Source organism: Nonomuraea sp. 3N208 (assembly GCF_052245935.1).
GTDB lineage: Bacteria > Actinomycetota > Actinomycetes > Streptosporangiales > Streptosporangiaceae > Nonomuraea.
On the sequence record NZ_JBQQBR010000034.1, the window covers coordinates 1 to 20,241 of the forward strand.

At 68.6% G+C, this 20,241-nt stretch carries 26 protein-coding genes; 6 read left to right on the forward strand and 20 right to left on the reverse strand.

Translation table 11 applies throughout. The features are described from left to right. The 5 genes from ACTWPT_RS40630 to ACTWPT_RS40650 form a co-directional block, all read right to left on the reverse strand. A partial coding sequence (locus ACTWPT_RS40630; RefSeq protein ID WP_443182858.1) for a cation transporter occupies positions 1 to 529 on the reverse strand: 529 nt, incomplete at its 3' end. Between the two features lie 21 nt (positions 530 to 550). Beyond that, a complete protein-coding gene (locus ACTWPT_RS40635; RefSeq protein ID WP_443182859.1) occupies positions 551 to 1,531 on the reverse strand; it encodes a hypothetical protein in 981 nt (326 codons plus the stop codon). Then, positions 1,528 to 1,737 carry a heavy-metal-associated domain-containing protein gene (locus tag ACTWPT_RS40640; protein WP_443182860.1) on the reverse strand — a complete coding sequence of 70 codons (210 nt, stop codon included), beginning with the start codon at positions 1,735 to 1,737 and terminating at the stop codon, positions 1,528 to 1,530. The genes ACTWPT_RS40635 and ACTWPT_RS40640 overlap by 4 nt, the downstream gene beginning before the upstream one ends. A 33-nt stretch (positions 1,738 to 1,770) precedes the next feature. Continuing rightward, on the reverse strand, positions 1,771 to 2,052 hold the full coding sequence (locus tag ACTWPT_RS40645) for a metal-sensitive transcriptional regulator (RefSeq protein WP_443182861.1): 282 nt from the start codon (positions 2,050 to 2,052) through the stop codon (positions 1,771 to 1,773). Between the two features lie 36 nt (positions 2,053 to 2,088). Beyond that, entirely contained in the window at positions 2,089 to 2,295 is a 207-nt protein-coding gene (locus ACTWPT_RS40650) for a hypothetical protein (protein WP_443182862.1), read from the reverse strand. Between ACTWPT_RS40650 and ACTWPT_RS40655 the strand changes: the two genes are divergently transcribed. Both ACTWPT_RS40655 and ACTWPT_RS40660 read left to right on the forward strand, forming a co-directional pair. Further along, positions 2,285 to 2,548 (forward strand): hypothetical protein, encoded by a 264-nt coding sequence (locus tag ACTWPT_RS40655; protein WP_443182863.1) that lies wholly within the window; start codon positions 2,285 to 2,287, stop codon positions 2,546 to 2,548. The two genes, ACTWPT_RS40650 and ACTWPT_RS40655, sit on opposite strands and share 11 nt — an antisense overlap. Positions 2,549 to 2,563: 15 nt before the next feature. Further along, a complete protein-coding gene (locus ACTWPT_RS40660; protein ID WP_443182864.1) occupies positions 2,564 to 2,839 on the forward strand; it encodes a hypothetical protein in 276 nt (91 codons plus the stop codon). Between the two features lie 99 nt (positions 2,840 to 2,938). On the opposite strand, the gene ACTWPT_RS40665 is transcribed toward ACTWPT_RS40660, so the two are convergent. The 6 genes from ACTWPT_RS40665 to ACTWPT_RS40690 form a co-directional block, all read right to left on the reverse strand. After that, on the reverse strand, positions 2,939 to 3,538 hold the full coding sequence (locus ACTWPT_RS40665) for a TetR/AcrR family transcriptional regulator (RefSeq protein ID WP_443182865.1): 600 nt from the start codon (positions 3,536 to 3,538) through the stop codon (positions 2,939 to 2,941). Between the two features lie 58 nt (positions 3,539 to 3,596). After that, positions 3,597 to 3,722 (reverse strand): hypothetical protein, encoded by a 126-nt coding sequence (locus ACTWPT_RS40670; protein ID WP_443182866.1) that lies wholly within the window; start codon positions 3,720 to 3,722, stop codon positions 3,597 to 3,599. A 171-nt stretch (positions 3,723 to 3,893) separates the two neighbouring features. Further along, positions 3,894 to 4,169, reverse strand: a complete 276-nt coding sequence (locus tag ACTWPT_RS40675; RefSeq protein ID WP_443182867.1) for a hypothetical protein — start codon at positions 4,167 to 4,169, stop codon at positions 3,894 to 3,896. 293 nt (positions 4,170 to 4,462) lie between these two features. Further along, the gene (locus ACTWPT_RS40680) at positions 4,463 to 5,668 is read right to left on the reverse strand and encodes an MFS transporter (RefSeq protein ID WP_443182868.1); all 1,206 of its coding nucleotides are present in this window, start codon (positions 5,666 to 5,668) and stop codon (positions 4,463 to 4,465) included. Next, positions 5,668 to 6,687 carry a PLP-dependent cysteine synthase family protein gene (locus ACTWPT_RS40685; protein WP_443182869.1) on the reverse strand — a complete coding sequence of 340 codons (1,020 nt, stop codon included), beginning with the start codon at positions 6,685 to 6,687 and terminating at the stop codon, positions 5,668 to 5,670. The genes ACTWPT_RS40680 and ACTWPT_RS40685 overlap by 1 nt, the downstream gene beginning before the upstream one ends. 105 nt (positions 6,688 to 6,792) lie before the next feature. Beyond that, a complete protein-coding gene (locus tag ACTWPT_RS40690) occupies positions 6,793 to 7,116 on the reverse strand; it encodes a hypothetical protein (RefSeq protein ID WP_443182870.1) in 324 nt (107 codons plus the stop codon). 485 nt (positions 7,117 to 7,601) lie between these two features. Here ACTWPT_RS40690 and ACTWPT_RS40695 point away from each other — a divergent pair, with 485 nt between their 5' ends. Beyond that, a complete protein-coding gene (locus tag ACTWPT_RS40695) occupies positions 7,602 to 8,723 on the forward strand; it encodes an MFS transporter (RefSeq protein WP_443182988.1) in 1,122 nt (373 codons plus the stop codon). 205 nt (positions 8,724 to 8,928) lie between these two features. Here ACTWPT_RS40695 and chrA read toward each other — a convergent pair whose 3' ends face one another. The 9 genes from chrA to ACTWPT_RS40740 all read right to left on the reverse strand — a co-directional run bounded on the left by chrA (position 8,929) and on the right by ACTWPT_RS40740 (position 15,930). Beyond that, positions 8,929 to 10,284, reverse strand: a complete 1,356-nt coding sequence (gene chrA / locus ACTWPT_RS40700; protein WP_443182871.1) for a chromate efflux transporter — start codon at positions 10,282 to 10,284, stop codon at positions 8,929 to 8,931. After that, positions 10,281 to 11,447, reverse strand: a complete 1,167-nt coding sequence (locus ACTWPT_RS40705) for an MFS transporter (protein WP_443182872.1) — start codon at positions 11,445 to 11,447, stop codon at positions 10,281 to 10,283. The genes chrA and ACTWPT_RS40705 overlap by 4 nt, the downstream gene beginning before the upstream one ends. Before the next feature lie 20 nt (positions 11,448 to 11,467). Then, entirely contained in the window at positions 11,468 to 11,899 is a 432-nt protein-coding gene (locus tag ACTWPT_RS40710; RefSeq protein ID WP_443182873.1) for a chromate resistance protein ChrB domain-containing protein, read from the reverse strand. Further along, a complete protein-coding gene (locus ACTWPT_RS40715) occupies positions 11,896 to 12,387 on the reverse strand; it encodes a Chromate resistance protein ChrB (protein ID WP_443182874.1) in 492 nt (163 codons plus the stop codon). Before ACTWPT_RS40715 ends, ACTWPT_RS40710 begins: the two co-directional genes overlap by 4 nt. 305 nt (positions 12,388 to 12,692) lie before the next feature. Further along, positions 12,693 to 13,319: a dihydrofolate reductase family protein gene (locus tag ACTWPT_RS40720; protein WP_443182875.1), complete on the reverse strand. Its 627-nt coding sequence runs from the start codon at positions 13,317 to 13,319 to the stop codon at positions 12,693 to 12,695. After that, a complete protein-coding gene (locus tag ACTWPT_RS40725; protein ID WP_443182876.1) occupies positions 13,316 to 13,792 on the reverse strand; it encodes an SRPBCC domain-containing protein in 477 nt (158 codons plus the stop codon). The genes ACTWPT_RS40720 and ACTWPT_RS40725 overlap by 4 nt, the downstream gene beginning before the upstream one ends. Next, complete coding sequence (locus ACTWPT_RS40730; protein WP_443182877.1) at positions 13,789 to 14,127, reverse strand: ArsR/SmtB family transcription factor; 339 nt, start codon at positions 14,125 to 14,127, stop codon at positions 13,789 to 13,791. Before ACTWPT_RS40730 ends, ACTWPT_RS40725 begins: the two co-directional genes overlap by 4 nt. 46 nt (positions 14,128 to 14,173) lie before the next feature. Then, the gene (locus ACTWPT_RS40735) at positions 14,174 to 14,806 is read right to left on the reverse strand and encodes a response regulator (RefSeq protein WP_443182878.1); all 633 of its coding nucleotides are present in this window, start codon (positions 14,804 to 14,806) and stop codon (positions 14,174 to 14,176) included. Continuing rightward, positions 14,803 to 15,930, reverse strand: coding sequence for a sensor histidine kinase (locus tag ACTWPT_RS40740; protein ID WP_443182879.1), 1,128 nt, complete (start codon positions 15,928 to 15,930; stop codon positions 14,803 to 14,805). The genes ACTWPT_RS40735 and ACTWPT_RS40740 overlap by 4 nt, the downstream gene beginning before the upstream one ends. A gap of 112 nt (positions 15,931 to 16,042) precedes the next feature. Here ACTWPT_RS40740 and lgt point away from each other — a divergent pair, with 112 nt between their 5' ends. From lgt to ACTWPT_RS40755, 3 genes are all read left to right on the forward strand, one after another. Next, a complete protein-coding gene (gene lgt, locus ACTWPT_RS40745) occupies positions 16,043 to 16,852 on the forward strand; it encodes a prolipoprotein diacylglyceryl transferase (RefSeq protein WP_443182880.1) in 810 nt (269 codons plus the stop codon). 860 nt (positions 16,853 to 17,712) lie between these two features. Next, entirely contained in the window at positions 17,713 to 19,146 is a 1,434-nt protein-coding gene (locus tag ACTWPT_RS40750) for a phenylacetate--CoA ligase family protein (RefSeq protein ID WP_443182881.1), read from the forward strand. A 35-nt stretch (positions 19,147 to 19,181) separates the two neighbouring features. Continuing rightward, complete coding sequence (locus ACTWPT_RS40755) at positions 19,182 to 20,210, forward strand: hypothetical protein (protein WP_443182882.1); 1,029 nt, start codon at positions 19,182 to 19,184, stop codon at positions 20,208 to 20,210. The last annotated feature ends 31 nt before the right edge of the window (positions 20,211 to 20,241 follow it).

The following is a 20,241-nucleotide window of genomic DNA, read 5'->3' on the forward strand; positions in this document are numbered from 1 at the left end:
CCCACAGCGACCAGCCCAGCGCGGCGATGGTGCCGATCGAGATCAGCGTGTCCATCGTCGCCGCGCCGTGCCGCAGGTTCGTCCAGGCCGCCTTGTGGAACGGCCAGCCCGCATACACCACCACCGGTGCGGCCAGCACGAGCGACAACCACTGCCAGTTGGTGAACTGCAACGGCGGGATCATCGCCATCGCGATCACCGGCACGGCCAGCACCACGGAGGTGATCAGGCGTTGGCGAAGCGGCTGGAGCTCGTCCTCCGGTTCCTGCTCGGCTGCCTCCGCCTCCGTCTTTGGCGGTGCGGGCAGGGCGGCGGTGTAGCCGGCCTTCTCCACCTCGGCGATGAGCTGGTGCGGGTCGACCCCTTCGGGGAAGGTGACCTTCGCCTTCTCCGTGGCGTAGTTGACCGTCGCGGTCACACCGTCCATCTTGTTGAGCTTGCGTTCGATGCGGTTGGCGCACGAGGCGCAGGTCATGCCGCCGATCGAGAGCTCGACCGCGTTCTGCCGGTCATCGGTGACCGAGGACATCAGCGTTCTCCTTCCTCTCGCTCAGTGGCTGTGGTCGCCGTGCCCAGTGGATGTGGGTCTTGGGGTGGATGTGGGAGTGGGCGTCGGGACCGCCGGCCGGTCGCCCGCGCCGAGGGTGAAGTCGGCGGTGCGGACCTCGCCGTCGTGCTGGAAGTCGAGGAAGAGCCGGTAGTCGCCGACGCTGGGCACCTCGGCGTAGAAAACGATCTCGGGCCCAGGTTGGGTCGTGCCGTCGCCGGGCTCGCCGTCCGGGTGGACGTGCAGGTAGGCGAGGTCTCGGGCCCGCAGGGCCACCAGGTGGCCGTAGGCGCCGAGGTACGGCTGCAGGTCGGTGACCGGCTCGCCGTCCTTGCTCACCTTCAGGGTGAGCTTGCTCGACTGCCCTGGCGCCAGCTCGCCGTCGAGGGTGACTTCGTATCCGTCGACACTTGCCGTACGGCTGGTCTCGGGAAGTGCCCTGGGCTCATAGTCGCCGGCCACGAACAGGTCAGTGCCCAGGGTCAGAGCGCTGCCGCCGGTTGGGGCGAAATCGGCGAATGCGCGATACGTCCCCGCGGCCGGCAGGGTGAGCTTGACCGACCAGACGCCGTCGGACGTCATCTCGGGGTGGAGGTGCTGGAACGTGGTCAGGTCGCGGGAGACGACGATGAAGTGCAGCTTTTTGTCGTGCTCGACCTCGTAGTCGGTGACCGGCTTGCCGTTCGGACCGGTCACGGTGAAACGGAAGTCGGTGGGCTCATCCGGCTTGATCGCCGCGGTGAGCGGGGTGAGGGTGTAGCCGTTCTCGGACACTTGGAGCCCTCCGGGGGTATCGCTCTTCGCCTGGTCGGTGGCGTGCTCCCCGTGTCCCGCGCTCGCCGCCGGCGTCGCCATGGCCATCGTGGCGTGATCCTCTGCCGGGGGCGTCCCGACCGGTCCCACCACCTTGCCCACTCCTAAGGCCCCGCCGAAGACGACGGCCAGCCCCAGGACGTAGGAACCGAGCTTGGCCGCGGTGTTCACGGGTTCGCCACCTCATATCCGGCCTCCTCGACCGCGGCGACAATCTTCGCCGTGTCGATGGGGGCGTCGCTGTCCACGGTCAGCAGTCCGGTGTCCAGGTCCACCTTGACGTTGGTCACGCCGGCCACTTCGCTGACCTCTTCCTTGACCGAGCTGACGCAGTGGCCGCAGGTCATGCCCTTGACGGTGTAGGTGGCGGTGCTCATAGCGATCTCTCCTTCAATACGGGGTCAATGCGATCAGGAACGGACGAGTCTGGCGATGGCGTCGGAGGCTTCCTTGACCTTGGCGTCCGCCTCCGGACCGCCCTTCAGAGTGGCCTCCGCGACGCAGTGGGTCAGGTGCTCTTCGAGCAACGACAGGGAGAACGACCGCAGCGCGCTGGTGGCCGCCGACACCTGGGTCAGGATGTCGATGCAGTACTTGTCGTCGTCGACCATGCGCTGCAGGCCACGGATCTGCCCTTCTATGCGGCGCAGTCTCACCGCATGCTCCTGCTTGCTGCTGGTGTATCCGGCCATGTCAGTCCTCCCTCGGGTTCGTCACCCAGAACAACACTATACCCCCCTATGGTATTCCAGAAAAGCCCGGTGCGTTTTCAGGGCAGCTTGCCCGACGCCGCCGGCACCCGGAACGCAGCCATCCATCGCGAAACCCAGGAGTTCGACACCACCGCCGAAGGGTTCGCCCAGGCCATGGGCAAGCCCATCCAGGTCGACCAAATACGCATAGCCACCGTCGCGCACGACGAGCGTGCGCCGCATCGTCGTCGCGGAGGGCGTCTTCCTGGCCCTGGCAAGCTGCCTGGTGGCCGTCCTGCCCGGGCTCGGGCTCACCGCGGCGCTCGGTGCCGGGTTCGGCAACCTGTTCATGTCGGCGGCGCTGCCGTTCCGGATCTCCATGCTCGCCGTGGGCATCTGGGTCGCGCTCGTCATCGTCGGCGCCGCTCTGGCCACCGACGCCGCGGCGACCCGAGCCTCCCGCATCACCGTACGCGAAGCCCTCATCCATCTCTGACCAGAAGGGTCAAGCATGCGACCATCTCACTACGGGCGGATCGGCCTGCTCGCCGGGCTGATCGTCGTCACTCTCGTCACCCCCGCGCAGGCGGGGCAGCGTCCGGACATCGCAGCCGACTGGTTCGCCCAGCCCTGGGCCGCAGCGGGCCGGACCGGGGAACCGCCGTCGGCCGGGCGTGCCTGGGCCATCGCCTGGCTTGCGGCGCAACGGGCGCTCGGCCGGACCGGCCGACCACGGCCAGGAACTCGCCGGGATCGGTTCTCAGCGAGACGCGGCGCAGTGCGGTGAACGGGCCTTGCGGGGTGTCGTAGGTCTTGGTGACCTCGCGTACGGGTCAATCGACGAAACCGCAGTTCAGTGCGGTAGCCAACAGATCGGCGAAAGTGTTCAGATTCCGTAGGCGGCCTGCACGCCGGGCACGATGAGACGCATGTACATCTCGGCCATCTCCTGGGCGGTGTAGGGCACGTCATTGTCCAGCCACCACACCAGCAGGCCGAGCAGTGAGGTCAGCAAGAACTCCATGGTCACGTCCACCGGCACCGCGCCGTCCCGGTGCGGCAGGAACTCCGGTATCCGCCGCGCCATGACCTCCTTGATCCGGCGGCGCAGCCCGGCCCGCATCACCTCCGCGCCTCGCTTGCCGGCCAGCGCTTTGTACAGGTCGCGCTGACGGTCGGCGTGCTGGAACGCGGCCAGGACCGGGTTCGGCTCGGCACGGCTGGCGAAGTGGCGCTCCATGTGCTCCTCGAACGCCGCCGCCAGCTCTTCCAGGTTGCCGAGGAGCAGATCGTCCTTGTCGATGTAGTGCGCGCAGAAGGTCGAGCGGCCGACGTCCGCGGGGTCGATGATGTGCTGCACGGTGATCCGGTCGTAGCCCTTCTCCAGGATCAGCTCTACCAGGGCACGGCGGAGCAGTTGCCTGGTCCGCCGCACCCTGCGGTCCGTGGCGGCCCATCGGCATCGAGCCCTCCAGATTCCGGACACCGTATTCAGCACCATACGCAGTGTTCGTGAATCCGGCGTGCTCGCTGTCCGGCGGGCCCTAGGGAATGAGCGCGGCGATGAGCCCGTACTCGATGGCCGTAGCGGCGGTGGCTGCGGCCTGCGCAGCCACGACGGCGGCCAGCGCTACGGCGAACATGACGACGAACCTGATGGCAGAACGCATGTCGGCTCCCTTCAGATGCCAGTCAGCGGGTTCCACCATCTCTTCGGCGCGGGATGGGGCATGGATGCCCAGCACGCCACCGGCCTGTCTCCCCGAACCCCGATGCCGCGCGGCATCGGGGAACAGACGAAGGCCAGCGGGTTCGTCGGCGGGGAAGCCGAAGCCTCGCACTCATAGTTGATTCACCACCACACTCAGCGCCCATATGAGCACGATGGCGGCGAGCACATAGAACAGCGCCACCCCGGCACCCTTCACCCAAGGCTTCACCCGGCCATCGTGCAGCCGCGTGGACGGAGAGTACAAGGGTCGCAGAGATTCGAGACGGACACCGTCGTGCCCCTGTCGGGCGGGCATCGGGTGGCGGCCCATTACGGCGTCGCCAACACGGTAGCGAGCATCGGCGTCGCCGCAGGAAGACTGGCGGTGGGTCGGCTGCTCGAGCACGATCCGCCTACCGTTAACAGGTAGCGACCTTGGGCACGTCCGCACCGTATTTCGCAGGAGCACATGCGACGTACATGCAGGTCAGAGCTGCTCTCGGCGCATTCCGCAGCTCAACGCCCACCGTCCTCCGATTCTGGCCCGGGTGAAGCCGTCCGAAGCGCCCCGCACATCTTCAGCAGGCGACTTAGGACGGCTGCGGTGAAGATCCTGGCCTGCTGCCACCAGCCACCCCTGCCACTGCGCCGCTGCGTGTGCTGCGGGTGTCGGGCCTGGCACGGCACGAGTGAGCGGCGTCAGGGCCTGGCCTGAACCGGCACGACGCCTGTCGTGAGCATTCCTCCGCGGTTGAGCAGGCCGACGGCCAGAGCACAAAGCGAGCCGACGACGGCCAGCACGATCCATACTCCGGCGCTCCCGATCAGGGCACCCACCAGCAGGTTGCCCCCGGCGATACCGATCCCCGCGACGGTGTTGTACAGGCCGTAGTGAGTGGCGACCAGTCGCTCGCCCGAGAGCCTGACGACGGCATCCATCTCGAACGGGTACGTCAGTGCGCTGCCCACCGCGAGCAGCGCGGTGCAGGTGATGACCGCCACCGTTCGTACTTCAGCCGGGGCAGGGGTGAGGCCGTACAGAGCCATGGGCACGAAGGCGAGCCCCATCAGCGCGACCCCGCGTACCATGGCCTGCGGTCCGCTCCAGCGGCGGCGCGCCCAGTCGGTGATTCTGAGCTGCCCGGCGATGGCCACCAGCGCGGACACCGCGAACAGCAGGCCGATGGCCTCCGTCTGGCCGACTTCCAGCGGCAGGGCCAGGTACAGCTGGAACGACAGCACGTACGAACCGGCCATGGCGAGCGAGAAGAGCAGGAACGGCCGATTGCCCGCGACGGCGCGCCAGTCGGCCAGCACGCTCGTGCGTGCTTGAGTCCCGGACCGGCATGGTGGTAGGGCGAGCAGTTGGAGAATGGTGAGCAGCGCGAAGACGGCGGCGGCGGCCACACACACGATCCGGAAGTTCACCGTGATCAGAGCCAGCCCGATCAGTGGACCGGCCAGGATGCCCGCCTGGTAGAAGACGTTGAACAGCGCGAACGCCTCCACGCGCCGCGCACCCGCGTCCTGTGCCAGGTAGGCGCGTACGGCGGGGTTGAACAGGGCGCCGGCGAAACCGGTCATCATGGAGGCCGCCACCAAGGCCGGCACCGCGTCGACGAATCCGAGCAAGGCGAACCCCGCTGTTCGCAGCAGGCAGCCCGCGATGATGACCGGCCTATAACCGAGCCGGTCAGCCAGCGTGCCACCGAGCAGGAACAACCCTTGCTGGCTCAGGTTGCGCGCCCCCAGCACCAGCCCGACCGTCCAGCCCGCCAGACCCAGCCCGGCGGACAGATGGCCGGCGAGGTAGGGCATGAGCATGTAGAAGCCGACGTTGATCGCGAGCTGGTTGACCATCAGCAGCCGGACGCTGCGCTCGAAGGAAACGAATCGCCGCCCCATCAGCGCATCACCATCCGGGTCCAGCGTGTGGCCTCGGCTTCATCTGGGTGTTTGATTTGGTCCGGCTCATCGGCCGGCGGCCTGCCGAGCAGGTCGTGCTCGGCGCAGTAAGTATCGTCGTAGACAGTGGTGTAGTAACGAGCGGGGCCATCAGGGAAAACCGCTGCGATCCGGCAGCCCGGCGGGTTGGTCCTCGCCACCCAGGCGGCGACGACGGTGACCGCGCCGACGCTCCAGCCGCCGGTGGTGTAGTGGGTGGCCGCCAGAATGCGGCAGGCCCACACCGCTTCGTGCGGTGCAACCCAGTGCACCTCGTCGAACGCGTCGTGGGCCACATTGCGCGGGTGGATGCTGCTGCCCAGCCCGCGCATCAGCCGCGGCCTGGCGGGCTGGCCGAAGATGGTCGATCCGGTGGCGTCCACGCCGACCAAGCGCAGCGCCGGATTGTGCTCACGCAACGCCTTGGCGACTCCGGCCGAGTGACCACCGGTTCCCACGCTGCACACCAGGATGTCGATCCGGCCGAGCTGGTCGGTGAGTTCGCGTGCCAGGCCGGCGTAGGCGGCCACGTTGTCGGGGTTGTCGTACTGCTGCGGACAGTACGCGCCGGGATGCCGGGCGAGCAGCTGAGCCACCCGGTCCAGGCGTGCTTGCTGCCAACCGCCCACCGGGTGCGGATGCTCGATGGTTTCGACGCGGGCGCCATAGGACGCCAGCAGCCGGTGCACGATCGTCTCCATGCCCGGGTCGGTGACGACCGTGACGGGGTGGCCGTAGACGATGCCGGCCAGTGCGAGCCCCAGCCCGAAGGTGCCGGACGTGGACTCGACGATCATCGCGCCCGGCGCGAGCTCTCCCCGATGGCGGGCTTGTTCGATGATGTGCAGGGCGGGCCGGTCCTTCAACCCGCCTGGGTTGGCTCCCTCGATTTTGGCCCAGAAGCCGCGTCCGGCCGGGGCGAAGGGCTCCCCGATCCAGCACACAGGGGTGTCGCCGACCAGCTGGGCCAGGGCGACCATAGGTATGGAAACTGACGAGATCGATGACATGGCGAAGACGCGCTCTCTCCCGCGGGCGGGCGCGGGACGCTACCGACTGAGGACAGACCCGGGGCAGGCGTGTCCTCAGGGTCGATAGACCTCGAGCGTGTGATTCCGGACGGCTCGCTCGCGGTGGCCGCATTTCGGGACGTGCTCGGGCGGTCTCACATGAGGCTCGGTCGCCGGCGGAAGAACGGCGGTGGGCAGGGCCACGAGCAGCGGCATCGCCTTGAGGAAGGCGACCTTTGCGACGGGAAGCAGGAAGGTGCCCCCATGTGCGTGGTCGGCGAGGTGATCGTGGTCGTGTCCGTGTTCGTAGACGAGCGACCCCACCGGCGCGAAGAGCACTTCATCCGCGGCTCTGGCGTGCGCCCACATGTGGGCGACCACCAGCAAGCCAAGCAGCACAGAAGGCCACGCCAGCCAGCGTGGCCAACCCCCCGCTCTTCCCCGTACGTACATGACTGATTACAGATGGTAACACTGGGCCATAAGGGGCATCATGCCCGAACACATCCACGTACGGTCTCAGCAGGCGTGGCCTGCTGACCAGGGGCACTGTGCTGGCGGCGAGTGCGGTCACCGCCGCCGGCGGCGCAGCGGTCGACCGTTCCGCCCACCAGTTCGACCGGTGCTGGCATCGACGACCGCCTCAACCGTCGATGGAACGGCCGTCGAGCCGTTCCACGGCCCGCACCAGGCGGGCATCGCCACCCCGCCTTTCAAGAGGTTCACCATGACATACCGACCCCATGGCTGGCAGCCGTGCGGACGCGCCGCAGGCGTCGGCCAGATGCACACTGGTGCCGTTGGCCGCGCAGGCCCGGGCGCACGACAGCAGACGCCTCTCCTCATTTCCTGTCGGTGTGCCCAGGTAGCCTGCACCGGTGTTCATGGGCAAGTGGCAGCAAGAGTCAATCCCGACGGCCGCCAAGACACTGCTGTGGATCCGGGTGCTCAACCAGCTCGGCTCCTACGCCCTGGCCTTTCTCGCGGTGCTCACCGGTCCCGAGCTGGCGCCCGCCGCTCTGGCGAGTTTCGGGATCGCGGCACTCGTCTCGCGCTGGATCGGAGCATTCCTGCTGGACCGGCTGCCACCGCGGACCGTGCTGGCCCTCGGGCTCGGGCTGACCGGGCTGTCGCTGCTGATCCTCGCCGCGGCCCGCGCCCCGGCCCACGTGCTGGGTGCGGTCGTCCTGGTGGGCCTGGCTTTCGAGCTGTATGAGCCCGCCACCCAGGAACTCCTCGCCCGCCTCGCCACGGGAGCGCGGCGACAGCACGTGTACGCGATGCTCGGCGTCTGCTTGTCCGTCGCCGGAGCGCTGGCTGGCCTGCTCGCCGCGGTCCTGCTGCCCTTGGGCGCGCATTGGCTGGTGATCACGGATGCGGCCACGTGCCTGGCGGCGGCCGGGATCGCGCTGCGCTTCCTCCCCCGAGGAGAAGAACGGGCCGCCGTGCCGAGACAGCGCTGGCGTCCTCCCCTGCCCTTGCTGCGGCTGACGCTGGCCAGCACTGTGTTCGCGATCGGCTATCTGGCCGTGATGATGTTTCTTCCCTTGGCTCTGCTCGAACGCGGTGCCCCCGCCTGGGCACCCGGACTGACGCTCGCCGGTGCGGCCCTGCTCGGTCCGCTCGCGCTCTGGGCGGCCGCGCGGCACCTGGCCAACCGCGGGCACGGGATCGTGCTCGGCGCTGGCACCGCACTTCTCGGCCTGCTCGCCCTTGCCATGGCGCTCACCGACCACGTATGGCCGACGGTCGTGGCCTATCTCGCGTTCACGGCCGCCAACGGATTGCTGCTCGGACGCTGGCAGGCTCTCGTGGCCGATGCCGCCCCCGAGCCCGAACGGCCACGCTGGTTCGCCTTCCAAGGCTCGTCCTGGGGCATCGCCCAGCCCGTGGTTCCAGGTTTGGTTGCCCTGCTCAGCTCGTTCGCGGGGGCGACAGGTCCGGGTGCATTCTGGACAGCCGCCTTTGCGTTCCTCACAGTGCCCTTTGTCCTCAGCCACTCCTGAGCCAACACCGCCCGCACGCCACGATGGCCAGGAGTTGGGCGCGGACCAGGAGCGGTATCTTGGCGGGCGCGGTCAGCCGGTCGATACGAGCGTCGATGTCCATCTCGGCCGCAGCGCTGGTCCTGATGCACTTGCTCGGAGCCGGCCTGCTATGGATCGCGACCCTGCGCGTCGTCTTCTCGCTTCCCTCACGCGTCTGAATCCGTCACGGAAGTAGCACCGTGCCCATGCCCAGCAAGGCACAGATGCCCAGAATGCGCAGCATCGGCCACTTAAGAACGAACGTCATGACCAGCGCAAGCACGATGATCACCAGGGCGATCGGGCTCACCGTGCCGACTTCGGGAAGCTGGACCTCGAACGGTCCCCAGTCCCAGGTGAAGGTCCTGGCGAAAAGTGTGTGCTCGGCGAAGTAGAGGGCCAGGTTGGCGATGACCCCGACGACGGAGGCGGTGATGCCGGTGAGCGCGGCGCTGATCGCCGAGTTGTGGCGCAGCCGTTCCACGTACGGGGCACCGAGGAAGATGAAAAGGAAGCAGGGCACGAAGGTCACCCACGTCGTCAGCAGTGCTCCCAGCACCGCGCCGGCCCACGGAGTGAGAACCCCCGGATCGCGGTAGGCCCCCAGGAACGCGACGAACTGCACGACCATGATGAGGGGGCCGGGGGTGGTCTCGGCCAGGGCCAGGCCGCGGACCATCTCCCCCGGCGTCAGCCAGGCGTACGTCTCGACCGCCCGCTGGGCGACGAACGCCAGCACGGCATAGGCACCGCCGAAGGTGACCAGCGCGGTGCCGGAAAAGAACAGGCCCTGGGTAGTGAAGACGCTGTCCGTGCCCAGGAACAAGGCGACGGCGGCCACCGGCAGCCACCACGCGGCCAGCCCGACGGCGAGGATCTTCCCCGCAGAACGCCAACTCGGCTGGGCGTGGTGGAGCGCGTCATCAGAGATCAGCGGAGCGGGCCCGCCATCGCCACCATGCCCGTTTCCGCTCTTGACGATGTGCGGAGCCAGCCTGTGCACGGTCCAGCCGATGAGCGCGGCAACGGCGATGACGACGGGAAACGGCACGCCGAACAGCGCGAGCGCGGCGAAGGCGGCCACCGCGACGGCCACGAACACCGGATGGGTCAGGGACCTCTTGGCGACCCGGATGACGGCCTGGGCGACGATGGCCAGAACCGCCGGGGCGATCCCGGCGAACAGCGCGGTCACCACCGTGGTGTCCTGCCACAGGATGTAGACCGCCGACAGGACCAGCAACGCCAGCATGCCCGGCAGGACGAACAGCGCGCCCGCCACCAACCCGCCCCGAGTGCCGTTGAGCAGCCAGCCGACGTAGATCGCCAACTGCTGCGCCTCGGGCCCAGGCAGGAGCATGCAATAGTTCAACGCGTGATTGAAGCGCTGCTGGCCGATCCACCGCTTCTCCTCCACGAGAGTGCGCTGCATGACCGCGATCTGCCCGGCCGGGCCGCCGAACGTCTGCAAGGAGATCAGAAACCAGGCGCGCACGGCCTCGCGAAACGGGATCACATCTTGACGTACATCAGTGTTCATGGGGACCTCTGTTCAGCGGGCAGTCGGACGGACCGGAAGATCCGCCACAAGGTCAGGTCGTAGCCGGTCTTGGCGACCCCGGCGATCAGGAACGGGAGCGCCAGGCCGAGCGGGAGCAGCAGCCCAGCCAGTGCTGGTCCGGCGGGACGCGTGAGATAACGGGCGGTGTTGGTGACGGCGGCCGCCGCGGTCTGCTCCTCCGCCGGAACCAGGGCCATCACGTACGCCTGCCGGGTCGGCACGTCCATCTGCGACAGGCAAGCCCGCGCCATCAGCAACACAATGGCCCAAGGCAGAGCGGGCGCGAACGGGACGGCGGCCAGCAACAGGTTCGACGGCAGATGCGTGAACACCATCGTCCGCAGCAGCCCGATCCGCCCCGCCACCACCGGCGCCGCCAGCAGGGAGGCGGTCTGCAGCACCCCCAGTGCGGCGAAGGTGATCCCGATCGTCTGGGTAGTGGCGCCGTAGCGGACGCTCAGCCAGTAGCCGATGTAGGCCTGCACCACGAATCCCCCGGCGAGGCTGTCCACCGCGAACAGCGCGGCCAGCCGAGCCACCGGACCACGCGAACGAGCGAGCATCCGAGGACGCGGCAGGCCCGGCACCGCCGCCGGCGCCTCGACAGCAGCAGGCAGGCGAGCGGCCAGCACCACGCCAGCAGCCCCAGCCGCGATCAGGACGCCACCGAGCAGCCGCCGGTCCGCCGGCAGAGCACCAAGCAGCGCACCCACTGTCCCGGCGACCGCCGCGACCGCGTTGTACACCCCGAATCCCCGCACCAGCTCGCGCTGCGGACGGCCCGTACTGGCCATCATGACCTGCTCCAGCGTGGTGAACGGCCCCGACTCGATCACCTCGACCGACAACACCCCCGTCATGGCCACCACAGCCAGCAGCCACAACGGCGCCCCGAACGCGAAGGCCATCCCGCAGCAGGCCAGCGCACCATACAGAGCCGCATAAGCCCGGCGACGGCCAACGCGATCACCCCACCGCGCCAAGGCGAGGCTTGAGGCGAGCGTGCCGACCAGGACGGCCGCCAGCATCAGCCCCACGTCGGCCGACGACAGTCCCTCCATCCGCAAGATCGCGCCCAACTGGACCGCCGCGACGCCATACCCCAGCCCGCGGAGTGCTTGCGCGGCCAGTAGGACGGGCACAGCGCCTGCGGCATCCCGTATCACGCCGGCTCTCGCCCCAGCAGCAGCGCGCGCCGGTGGAACTCGTACAGCCCGTCGAACACCGGCGCGGTGATCTCCAGCACGCGGGCGTCGTCGCAGGTCATCGACAACCCACGCAGGACCACGTCCAGCCCGCGCGCCTCGGGCGCGTCGAACCGCTCATCGTCGATGTCGGCCTCGTGCACGATCTCGGCCAGCTTCCACAACACCGGATCGTGGAGCTCGTACCGGCGGAGGATCGTCTCGAAGCTGCAGTCATCGCCGTGGTGGGACAGCTCTACCCCACGCATGTCGAACGCGGTCGCATCGGCGGGCACCAGCGCCGGGTCGTCGACGAACACGAACTCGGGCTCGGTGTCGATGTGGCGGCGGATCAGCCAGGCGCACGCCGCCCGATCGATGTGCACTCCAGCACGCGTGACCCACTTCATCCGGCCCCCTCCCCCACAATCGCCTGAGCCAAAGCACGGACGGCCCGCTGTGCGGCCTCCCGCTCGGCGGGCGGGAAATAGTCGCGACGCCCGATCCTGTGCAGCTCGGCCTGCAGCCGTTTGACCGCCCGGCTGCGCTCTCCGGGTCGCGCCCGCACCGCCGCCTCGGCTTGCTCGATGACGGCCCGGTACTCGGCCGCCCGAGCCCGCCGCATCTCCGCGGCGATGGCCTTCTCCTGCGCCACGTTGCCGGCCGCGGCCAGCCAGATGGTCGAGCTGCCGCCCACCTCACCGATCTCCTCGGCGATCCACTCCAACTGCTCGCGCGTACGAGCGTCGGCAGGCAGCGCCACCAGCCCGTCGCCCAGCCGCGCCACGCCGAGCCGGTCCAGCTTGCGCCAGATCGTGATCCGCAACGTCGACGGCTGGCGCGGGACGCGGTACGCCAGCAGCACCCACTGCCCTGCCGTGCCCGCCACGGGATCCATGCGAACCTCCTTGCCGCAACCATTATTACTGTAACCACGGTTGCAGCAATGAGTCCAGTCGGGGCGTCAGCGGCGAGCGCCGAGATCCAGAAGGGCAGCGGCGCGTTCATGAACAGGTTGCCCAGCCCGGCGCCCTCGAGTCGATCCTGCGCGCCTGGCACAGCCGCTACGTGAGCGCCCACCAGCAGATTCACGCCATCCTGAGGGACGTGGTCCTAGCTTTCGGTTCGAAGTGTGGTTCCGACGACCACCACAGGGATTCTCCTCGTACTGACTGCAGCGCTCGCCGCATCCTTATCCCTGCCTCAGAGGAAGGCGGTGACGCCCTCGTAGTCGCCTCGGGGTGCTCGGCCTATCGTCTCGTATTCGAGGAGCAGCAGGCCGGTCGGCGTCGCCTCATGATGGACCAAGCGGAGACCGGACGTGGTTCCCGAACCGCCCAGCAGGCGGCGGCCGGCTCGGAGCACTGTGGGCGCGACCACGAGGCGAAGCGTGTCGATCAGGCCCGCTGCCAGGAGCGTGTCCGCCAGTCGGGCGCTGCCGTGGATCTGGAGTTCCCGTCCCGATCGCGCCTTGAGTTCGGTGACCGCCTGGATCGGGTCGCCTCCGAGCATGGTCGTGGGATGCCAGGTTCCCTCGGTGAGGGTGTTCGACACGACGTACTTCGGCAGGGTGTTCATCCGTTCGGCAAACGGATCGGCCGGGTCGGTGATCTTCGGCCAGTCACGCGCGAACGCCTCATAAGTGCGCCGGCCGAGCAGCAGGCCGTCGGCGCGGTCGAGCCAGCCGGAGGCTCGCTGGACGAACGTCCCGTCTATGTGGGGCACGAGCCAGCCGCCGAGGGCGAAGCCGTCGCTGGTGTCCTCGTCCGAAGAGCCAGGTCCCTGGCTGACCCCGTCCAGCGTGACGAACTCGGTGAGAGTGATCCTCATCGCGGGACCGTGCTCTCAGCGAAGGCGGCCAACTGGCCGGCGACCGTGCCCCAGCCCTCGGCGAAGCCGAGCTTCTCGTGGTGGGCACGGGATTCCGGGTCGCCGTGCCGTACGAGAATCCGGTAGTCCGTGCCGTCCGGGTGATCGTTCAGCGTGATCGTGGCGGTCATCGCAACCGGGGCGGGGTTCGCGGGACGCCACGTGCTGTCGATCGCATTGGTGAACACGATCCGCTCGAGTTCGTCGATGGCAAGGAAGCACGCGTCCAGATGCAGGACGAACTCGGCCCCGCCGTCACTCAGGCGCGTCACGAACGCTCCCCCGGGTCGCAGGTCCAGACGGTCTACCCGGCAGCGGGACGGAGCCGGGATCCACCACTGCTCGAGCCGGGACGGGTCGGTCCAAGCCCGCCACACGGTCGCGCGCGGGGCGCGGATGATCCGCTCCACGCCGAGGTCGAGGTCGGGGTTCACTGCGTGTTCTCCTTCGGGTCGGTGACGAACCGCTCCAGGCGGTCGGTGCGCTCCTCCCAGATGCGGCGCTGCTCCGCCAGCCAGTCGTCGATGAGGGCGAGCCGCTCACGGTTGAGCACGCACGTGCGCACCCGGCCGGACTTGACCGTGCGGATGAGCCCGTTCGATTCGAGCGTCCGCACGTGCTTCATGAACGACGGGAGGGTCATCGGGAACTCGCGGGCGAGGTCGCCGACGCTCGTGGGCCCGTGACCCAGGCGCCGGACGACGGCGCGCCGAGTCGGGTCGGCGAGGGCGACGAACACGCCGTCCAGTTGCGCCGAATACTGTGCCATGAGGCTAAGTATTACGACCGGCTGTAGTTAGCGCAAGGGCTAAGTCTTAGCCGCTGAGCCGGATGATCCCCCGCGTGGCCGCCACGGTCACGGCGGCGGTGCGGTCATCGACACCGAGCTTGGCGAAGATGTGCAGCAGGTGAGTCTTGACCGTGGCCTCGCTGATGCACAGGTGGGCGGCGATGGCCTTGTTGCTCATTCCCTGGGCGACCGCGCCGAGGACCTCGATCTCCCGGCCGCTGAGGGCGCCGGGCGTTTCGGCACGCGCCCACGACAACACCCGACTCGCTATCGCGGGCGAGAGGGCGCTCTCCCCTCGGGCCGCCGCCCTGATGGCGTCGAACAGCTGCTCACGGCGGGTGTCCTTGAGCAGGTAGCCAATGGCTCCCGCGTCGATGGCACGTGAGATGTCGCCGTCGGTGTCATAAGTGGTCAAGACGATCACCCTGGCACCGGGGTCGTGGCGGCGGATCCGGCTGATCGCCGTCGCGCCGTCGACCTCGGGCATCTGCAGGTCCATCAGGGTGACGTCGGGCCGCAGATCGCGCGCCAGCCGTACGGCGTCTGTGCCTGAGACCGCCTCGCCGACCACCTCCAGATCGTCCTGAGTGCCGAGCATCGCCCGGATGCCGTCGCGGACCACCGGGTGATCGTCGGCGATCAGGACGCGGACGATCATCGCGCCACCGCCGGGAGGCTGGCCACGACCGTGGTGCCCTCCCCCGATGTGCTCTCCACGAGTAACGTGCCGCCGAGCTGCTCCATCCGCTCAAGCATGATCAACAGGCCGTGGCCGGAGCCGGCTCGCTCGGGATCGAAGCCGTCGCCGTCGTCGTGAACATCCAGCACGACCAAGTCCTCCATGTACGACAGGGTCAGCGTAACCTGCTCGGCGCGGGCATGGCGGCGGACGTTGGCGACCGCCTCCTGTGCCACGCGCAGCAGCTCCACCTGGACGTGCGCGTCCAGGGGCCGCAGCGTCCCGGTGATCACGGTGTGCGCCTCGATGCCGGTCTCGTCGGCCAGGCGGCCGGACAGCCGCCGCAGGGCCTCCGGCAGGCCGCCCTCGTCGAGCTCGCCGGGTCGCAGCGCCCGCACCACCCGGCGGCTTTCCGCAAGGTTCTCCCTGGCCGCCCGTAACGCCTGGGTCAGGTGCTTGTTGTCCGGCAACGTCTCCTGCGCCGCCTCCAGCAGCATCACCACGCTGGCGAACCCCTGGGTCAGGCTGTCGTGGATGTCGCGGGCCAACCGCTGCCGCTCGGCTGCCACGCCCGCCTGCCGCTCGGCCGCCGCCCGCGCCTCCTGCGCGGCCTGCAGCTGGTCGATGAGCCGCTGGCGCTCGGCGCTCTGCCGGGCCACCGAATAGAAGTACCCGACCGCGGTGGCCGCGCTGATCGCGATCAGCGCGGTGATGGCGATCTCGGTCCAGGTGATCGACCCACTCTCGTGGTAGCGATGCCACAACCAGCCTCCGGCGCACGACACCACCGCGACCAGCCCGACGCGCACGGCGTCCATGCAGTACGGCACGAGCACGCTCAGGCAGACCACCAGGAAGGAGGAGTCGACGGCGAACAACCCCAGCCAGAGCAACCCCCCGCCGACCACATAAGGCAGGGGCACATCGCCCGAGGGCGGCGTCCGCAGCACGAACCACGCCGCGTACCACACGGCCAGGCCGCCCACCAATAGGACCGGGAGGACCTGACCCACCTCCATCAGAGGTCCGGCCGAGGTCAGCACCAGCCAGGAGCCGAAGAAGGCGTGCTGCCACCGGCGCCGCGACCGCTCCCAGGACTCCACGGCACCGACGATAATCAGCCATCCGTCGGCTCGGCATCAACCAGTCGACTGACCTTGCGATCGGTGTCCTGCTCGATGTGCGCGCAGCTGTACTGGAACCAGACTCGACGGCGTGACAGTCATCCCCAGCCCGTCCCAAGCCGTCTGGCACCTCGGCCCGCTCCCTATTCGCGCTTACTCCCTGCTGATGGTGCTCGCCATCGCCGTCGGCATCTGGGTGACCCAGCGCCGCTGGTCCGCCCGCGGCGGCGAGCACGGCGCGGTCGGGGACATCGCCACCTGGGCCGTGCCGTTCGGCATAGTCGGCGCCCGGCTCTACCACGTGGCGACCGATTGGCAGCAGTACTTCGGTCCCGGCAAGGACCCCCTGCGTGCCTTCGCGATCTGGGAGGGCGGAATCAGCATCTGGGGCGCCGTCGCCGGTGGCGCGGTGGGCGCATGGCTGGCCTGCCGCCGGCGCGGCATCGCGCTGCGCGACTTCGCCGACGCCGCCGCACCCGGGATCGCGCTCGGGCAGGCGATCGCCCGCTGGGGCAACTGGTTCAACCAGGAGCTGTACGGCAGGCCGACCACACTGCCTTGGGCGCTGGAGATCGACCCCACTCACCGGCCGCCGGGCATGAAATCCACGGCCACCTACCATCCGGCCTTCCTCTACGAGTCGCTGTGGAACCTGGGCGTGGCCGGCTTCGTCGTCTGGGCCGAGCGGCGCTTCCAGCTCGAGCGTGGCCGGACGTTCGCGCTGTACGTCGCGGCCTACACTGCCGGTCGCGCCTGGATTGAGTGGCTGCGCATCGATCCCGCCCCCCACATCCTCGGGCTGCGCTTCAACGTCTGGACCGCGCTGCTGGTCTTCGCGGCGGCGGCGGCCTACCTGACGGCCACTCGCAAGGTGCGCAACCCCCTGATCCCGAGCCTGTAGGACGAGGTCGAACCGGACGCTGTCGAGGACGGCCCGCCGCCGCGCCAGCGTCCACACAAAGGCAGAGTACGGCCCGATCCATCGTCGTTGTCACTCAGTTGGTCACCCACCGGCAGAAGCGTTCCGACCGCTCAGCCCCGGCCCGCCGTTTGGCGCGCGGCCGTGAGCGCCTCTGCCACAGTCTCCGCGTACGTCTTGGCCAGGCACGAGCCCTACCCCGCGCGGTCGCGCGTGTGGGAGACAGGCAGACTCGCCAGCCCGGACGTCAGCAAGCCTTGGGCGCCATCGACGTTCTCGCTCATCAGGCCGGAGGGGGCTCTCGCATGTGGTGATCATATGGAGGCTTTGTGGAGTCCGCCGCAATCGTTGACCGTGAGGCGATCGCACCAGGAGAGCCGGGCTCACGAAATGGGGACAGCAGCTCCGTGTTTGTCAATCTCAAGCGAAGACTGGCGTCCTCAGCGCGACCGCGGCGACCTTGGGCGTGGCCTCCCCCGCCTCCGCGTCCCAAGGGGACCCTCTGCCTACACCGTCTATCGGACCGGAAACCGCCGATCGGTGTGCGCAGACGGCCGGGTTTGGGCGGTGTCGAGCGCTTTGATGCTCTTAGCTGCTCGCGCATCATCGTCCAAATGCGGCTTCTGGTCACCACACCACCCATATGCCTCGCTGCGGAAAGGCCGGGGCGAGAGTCGAATGGAGGAACCTGTGGTCAGAATGAGCCTGCGCTATGCCAGGTACGCACTCAGCACCCTGACGACCGCACTGTTCCAGCTGCCCTGCAGCTAATGGAACACGGTCGGCCGGTCGCACAGACCGGCCGACCGGCCGGTTTGTGCCGTCGGATGAATTGAGGCCCCATGCTTGCCACAGCCGCTCGACAGCTTCGCTATGTCGCCACCGTGCTCCGCGGGGGCCGATTCGACGTGGACGCACTACGGAAAATGGTGACGGACCTCCGCCAAACGCTTGACGAATTCGGCGAGCCGGGTGACGGTGCCAATGAGCTGCTGCCCGGCAGCGGTGTCGACGACCCGGAGATCCGCCGATCGATGGCGGACCGACGCCTGCGCCAGGCGATCCGCCAGGCTGCCGAGCACACTGCCTACTATCGGCTCTGGTTCAAGGAGCACGGCGTCGATTCGAGTCGAATCGGTCTCGATCAACTACATCAGGTCGCATCCACGCCCAAGTCGGCCTTACGCGGCGCCGGTCCCGCGTTCGTGTCCGACCAGAGCGAACCGGTCCTGATGGCACAGACCACCGGCACCACCGGGACGCCGACCGTCGTCTGGTTTTCGCGCTACGAGCTGGAACTCTCGGCGGTGCTGTCAGCGATCTCCTACCTGATGGTCGGTGGCGTGCGAGAACACCACGTCAGCATGTCGTGTGTCAGCTCGCGAGCAACGGTGGGCCTGATCTCCGTACAGCGGGCGCTGGGCCTCGTCGGCGCCGGTTTCGTCGCACAAGGACTGGTCGACCCGGGCATCGCGTTGGACCGGCTGGCCACGCCGCTGCACCTACCCGGCAAGGCACCACACATCACCGACCTGTACACCGTCCCCTCATACCTGGGGGCGCTCGTGCAGCGGGCCGAGCAGGACGGCTGGCAGGCCAGAGACTTCGGGCTGCGCCAGATACTGACCGGAGCGGAGATCCTGACCGACGCGCTCCGCGACCGCGTACGCGAGGTGTTCGACGTACCGGTCTCCGACGTGTACGGAATGACGGAGCTGGTGCCGACCACGGGACTCGTGTGTACCCAGCAGCACCTTCATCTGGCATCCGAGCAGGCCCACTTCGAGGTACTCGACCTGAACGCGGACACCCCGGCAGCGGTGGGTGAGATCGGCGAGCTCGTGGCGACGCCGTACGCTCCTTACCGCGACACGACACTGCTCGTCCGATACCGAACAGGCGATCTCGTCCGCCGGCTCGCGGACGAACCCTATGGCTGCGAACTGGCCCAGCTGCCCGCCACCTCCCCGATCGTCGGGCGGGCCAAACACTTCACCGGAGGTCCGACCGCCCGCGACGTCCTGGAGGTGCTGCAGGGAGTGAGGGAGGTCCCGCTGCCGACCCGGTACGCGCTGGCCGGCGATCCGCTCAAGCCCGATCTTCACGTCGTCGCACCACGCGGCGGCGGTCTGCTCGGCCGGATCGAGGAACTGGCGACGGCTCGTGCGCTCCAGGTCGCCGACATTGTGCTCGTCGAAGAGGCCCGAGATCTTCCCGAGCCGTGCCGAGTACGCGCGGACCTGTATGAGCACAGCTTCGAGACGTCGCGTTCATAGCGGCGATCACCTCACTCGGCGGCCCGGAGATCCCTATGTTCACCCTGCAGAACTTCGCGTTACTCGACCTCCTCATCGGTCTGATCGTGCTGCTCGGCCTCGGCTACGCGCACCGGTTCCGGCTGCCGCGACCGCCGGTGGGGCGTTTCACCACCTCCGACGTGCTCATCATGAGCTGCCTGGTGGTCGTGATGCCCATCGCGTACCTCGCCATGGCGGCACCGGCCGTCTCCGCGGTGTTCGGCGTCATGTTCCTCGCCAGCGTCCAATTGGCCCTCGCGCCGTTGCTGGGCGGACGACCTGCCACGGTCGCCGCTGTGCTACTCGTCGCCGCCGCGGCCGGAGCCGCCATCGCCGGGTCCGGCACCTTGGTGCTGGTGCTCAATGCGGCCCTCATCGCGATCGTCGTGATCGGTGTGACAAGTCTGTGGACGCAGACTGGGATGACAGCCGGCCACGTCGCGGCGTTCGCCACCGCGCTGGCGGTGTACGACCTGTTCGCGACCGGCCTCGGCGACATGACCGATCGGTTCCTGGCTCAGGTGGAGGGGTATCCCTTCGCGCCGCTCCTCGCCGTGACGACCGGAGCCATACCGGTCGCGGCGGGCCTCGGCGACTGTCTGATCCTCGCACTGTGGCCGATGGTCGCGACCAAGGCGTACGGCAAGACCGCGGGATGGATCGGGGCGGCCTGCGGCATCGGCCTGATCATAGTGGTGCAGATCGGATTCGCCACCGGCGTGCTCCGCTCAGGTATGGCGTTCCTCACCGTGCTGGGGCCGGCGATCCTTGTTCAGTATCTGGTCTGGCGCAGGATCCGCAGAGTGGAACGCCGCACCAACCAATGGCTCGGTGTGCCGACGGCAGCGGTCGACACGTCCGGCCGAATCGACCAGATGGCGGCCGCCCTACGCACTGCCCAATCCGCGACCGACACGCCGACCGGCACCTGGGTGGCCGTTGACGGCGATGCGGTCATAGCACAGGGAACGACACCTGGGACGGCGCTACGAGCCGCACGCCGCGCCGGTTACCAGAACGTCCCGTTCATCAGGCAGATGTAGCACCGGCGACGTGGCATGAGGGCCGCGACCC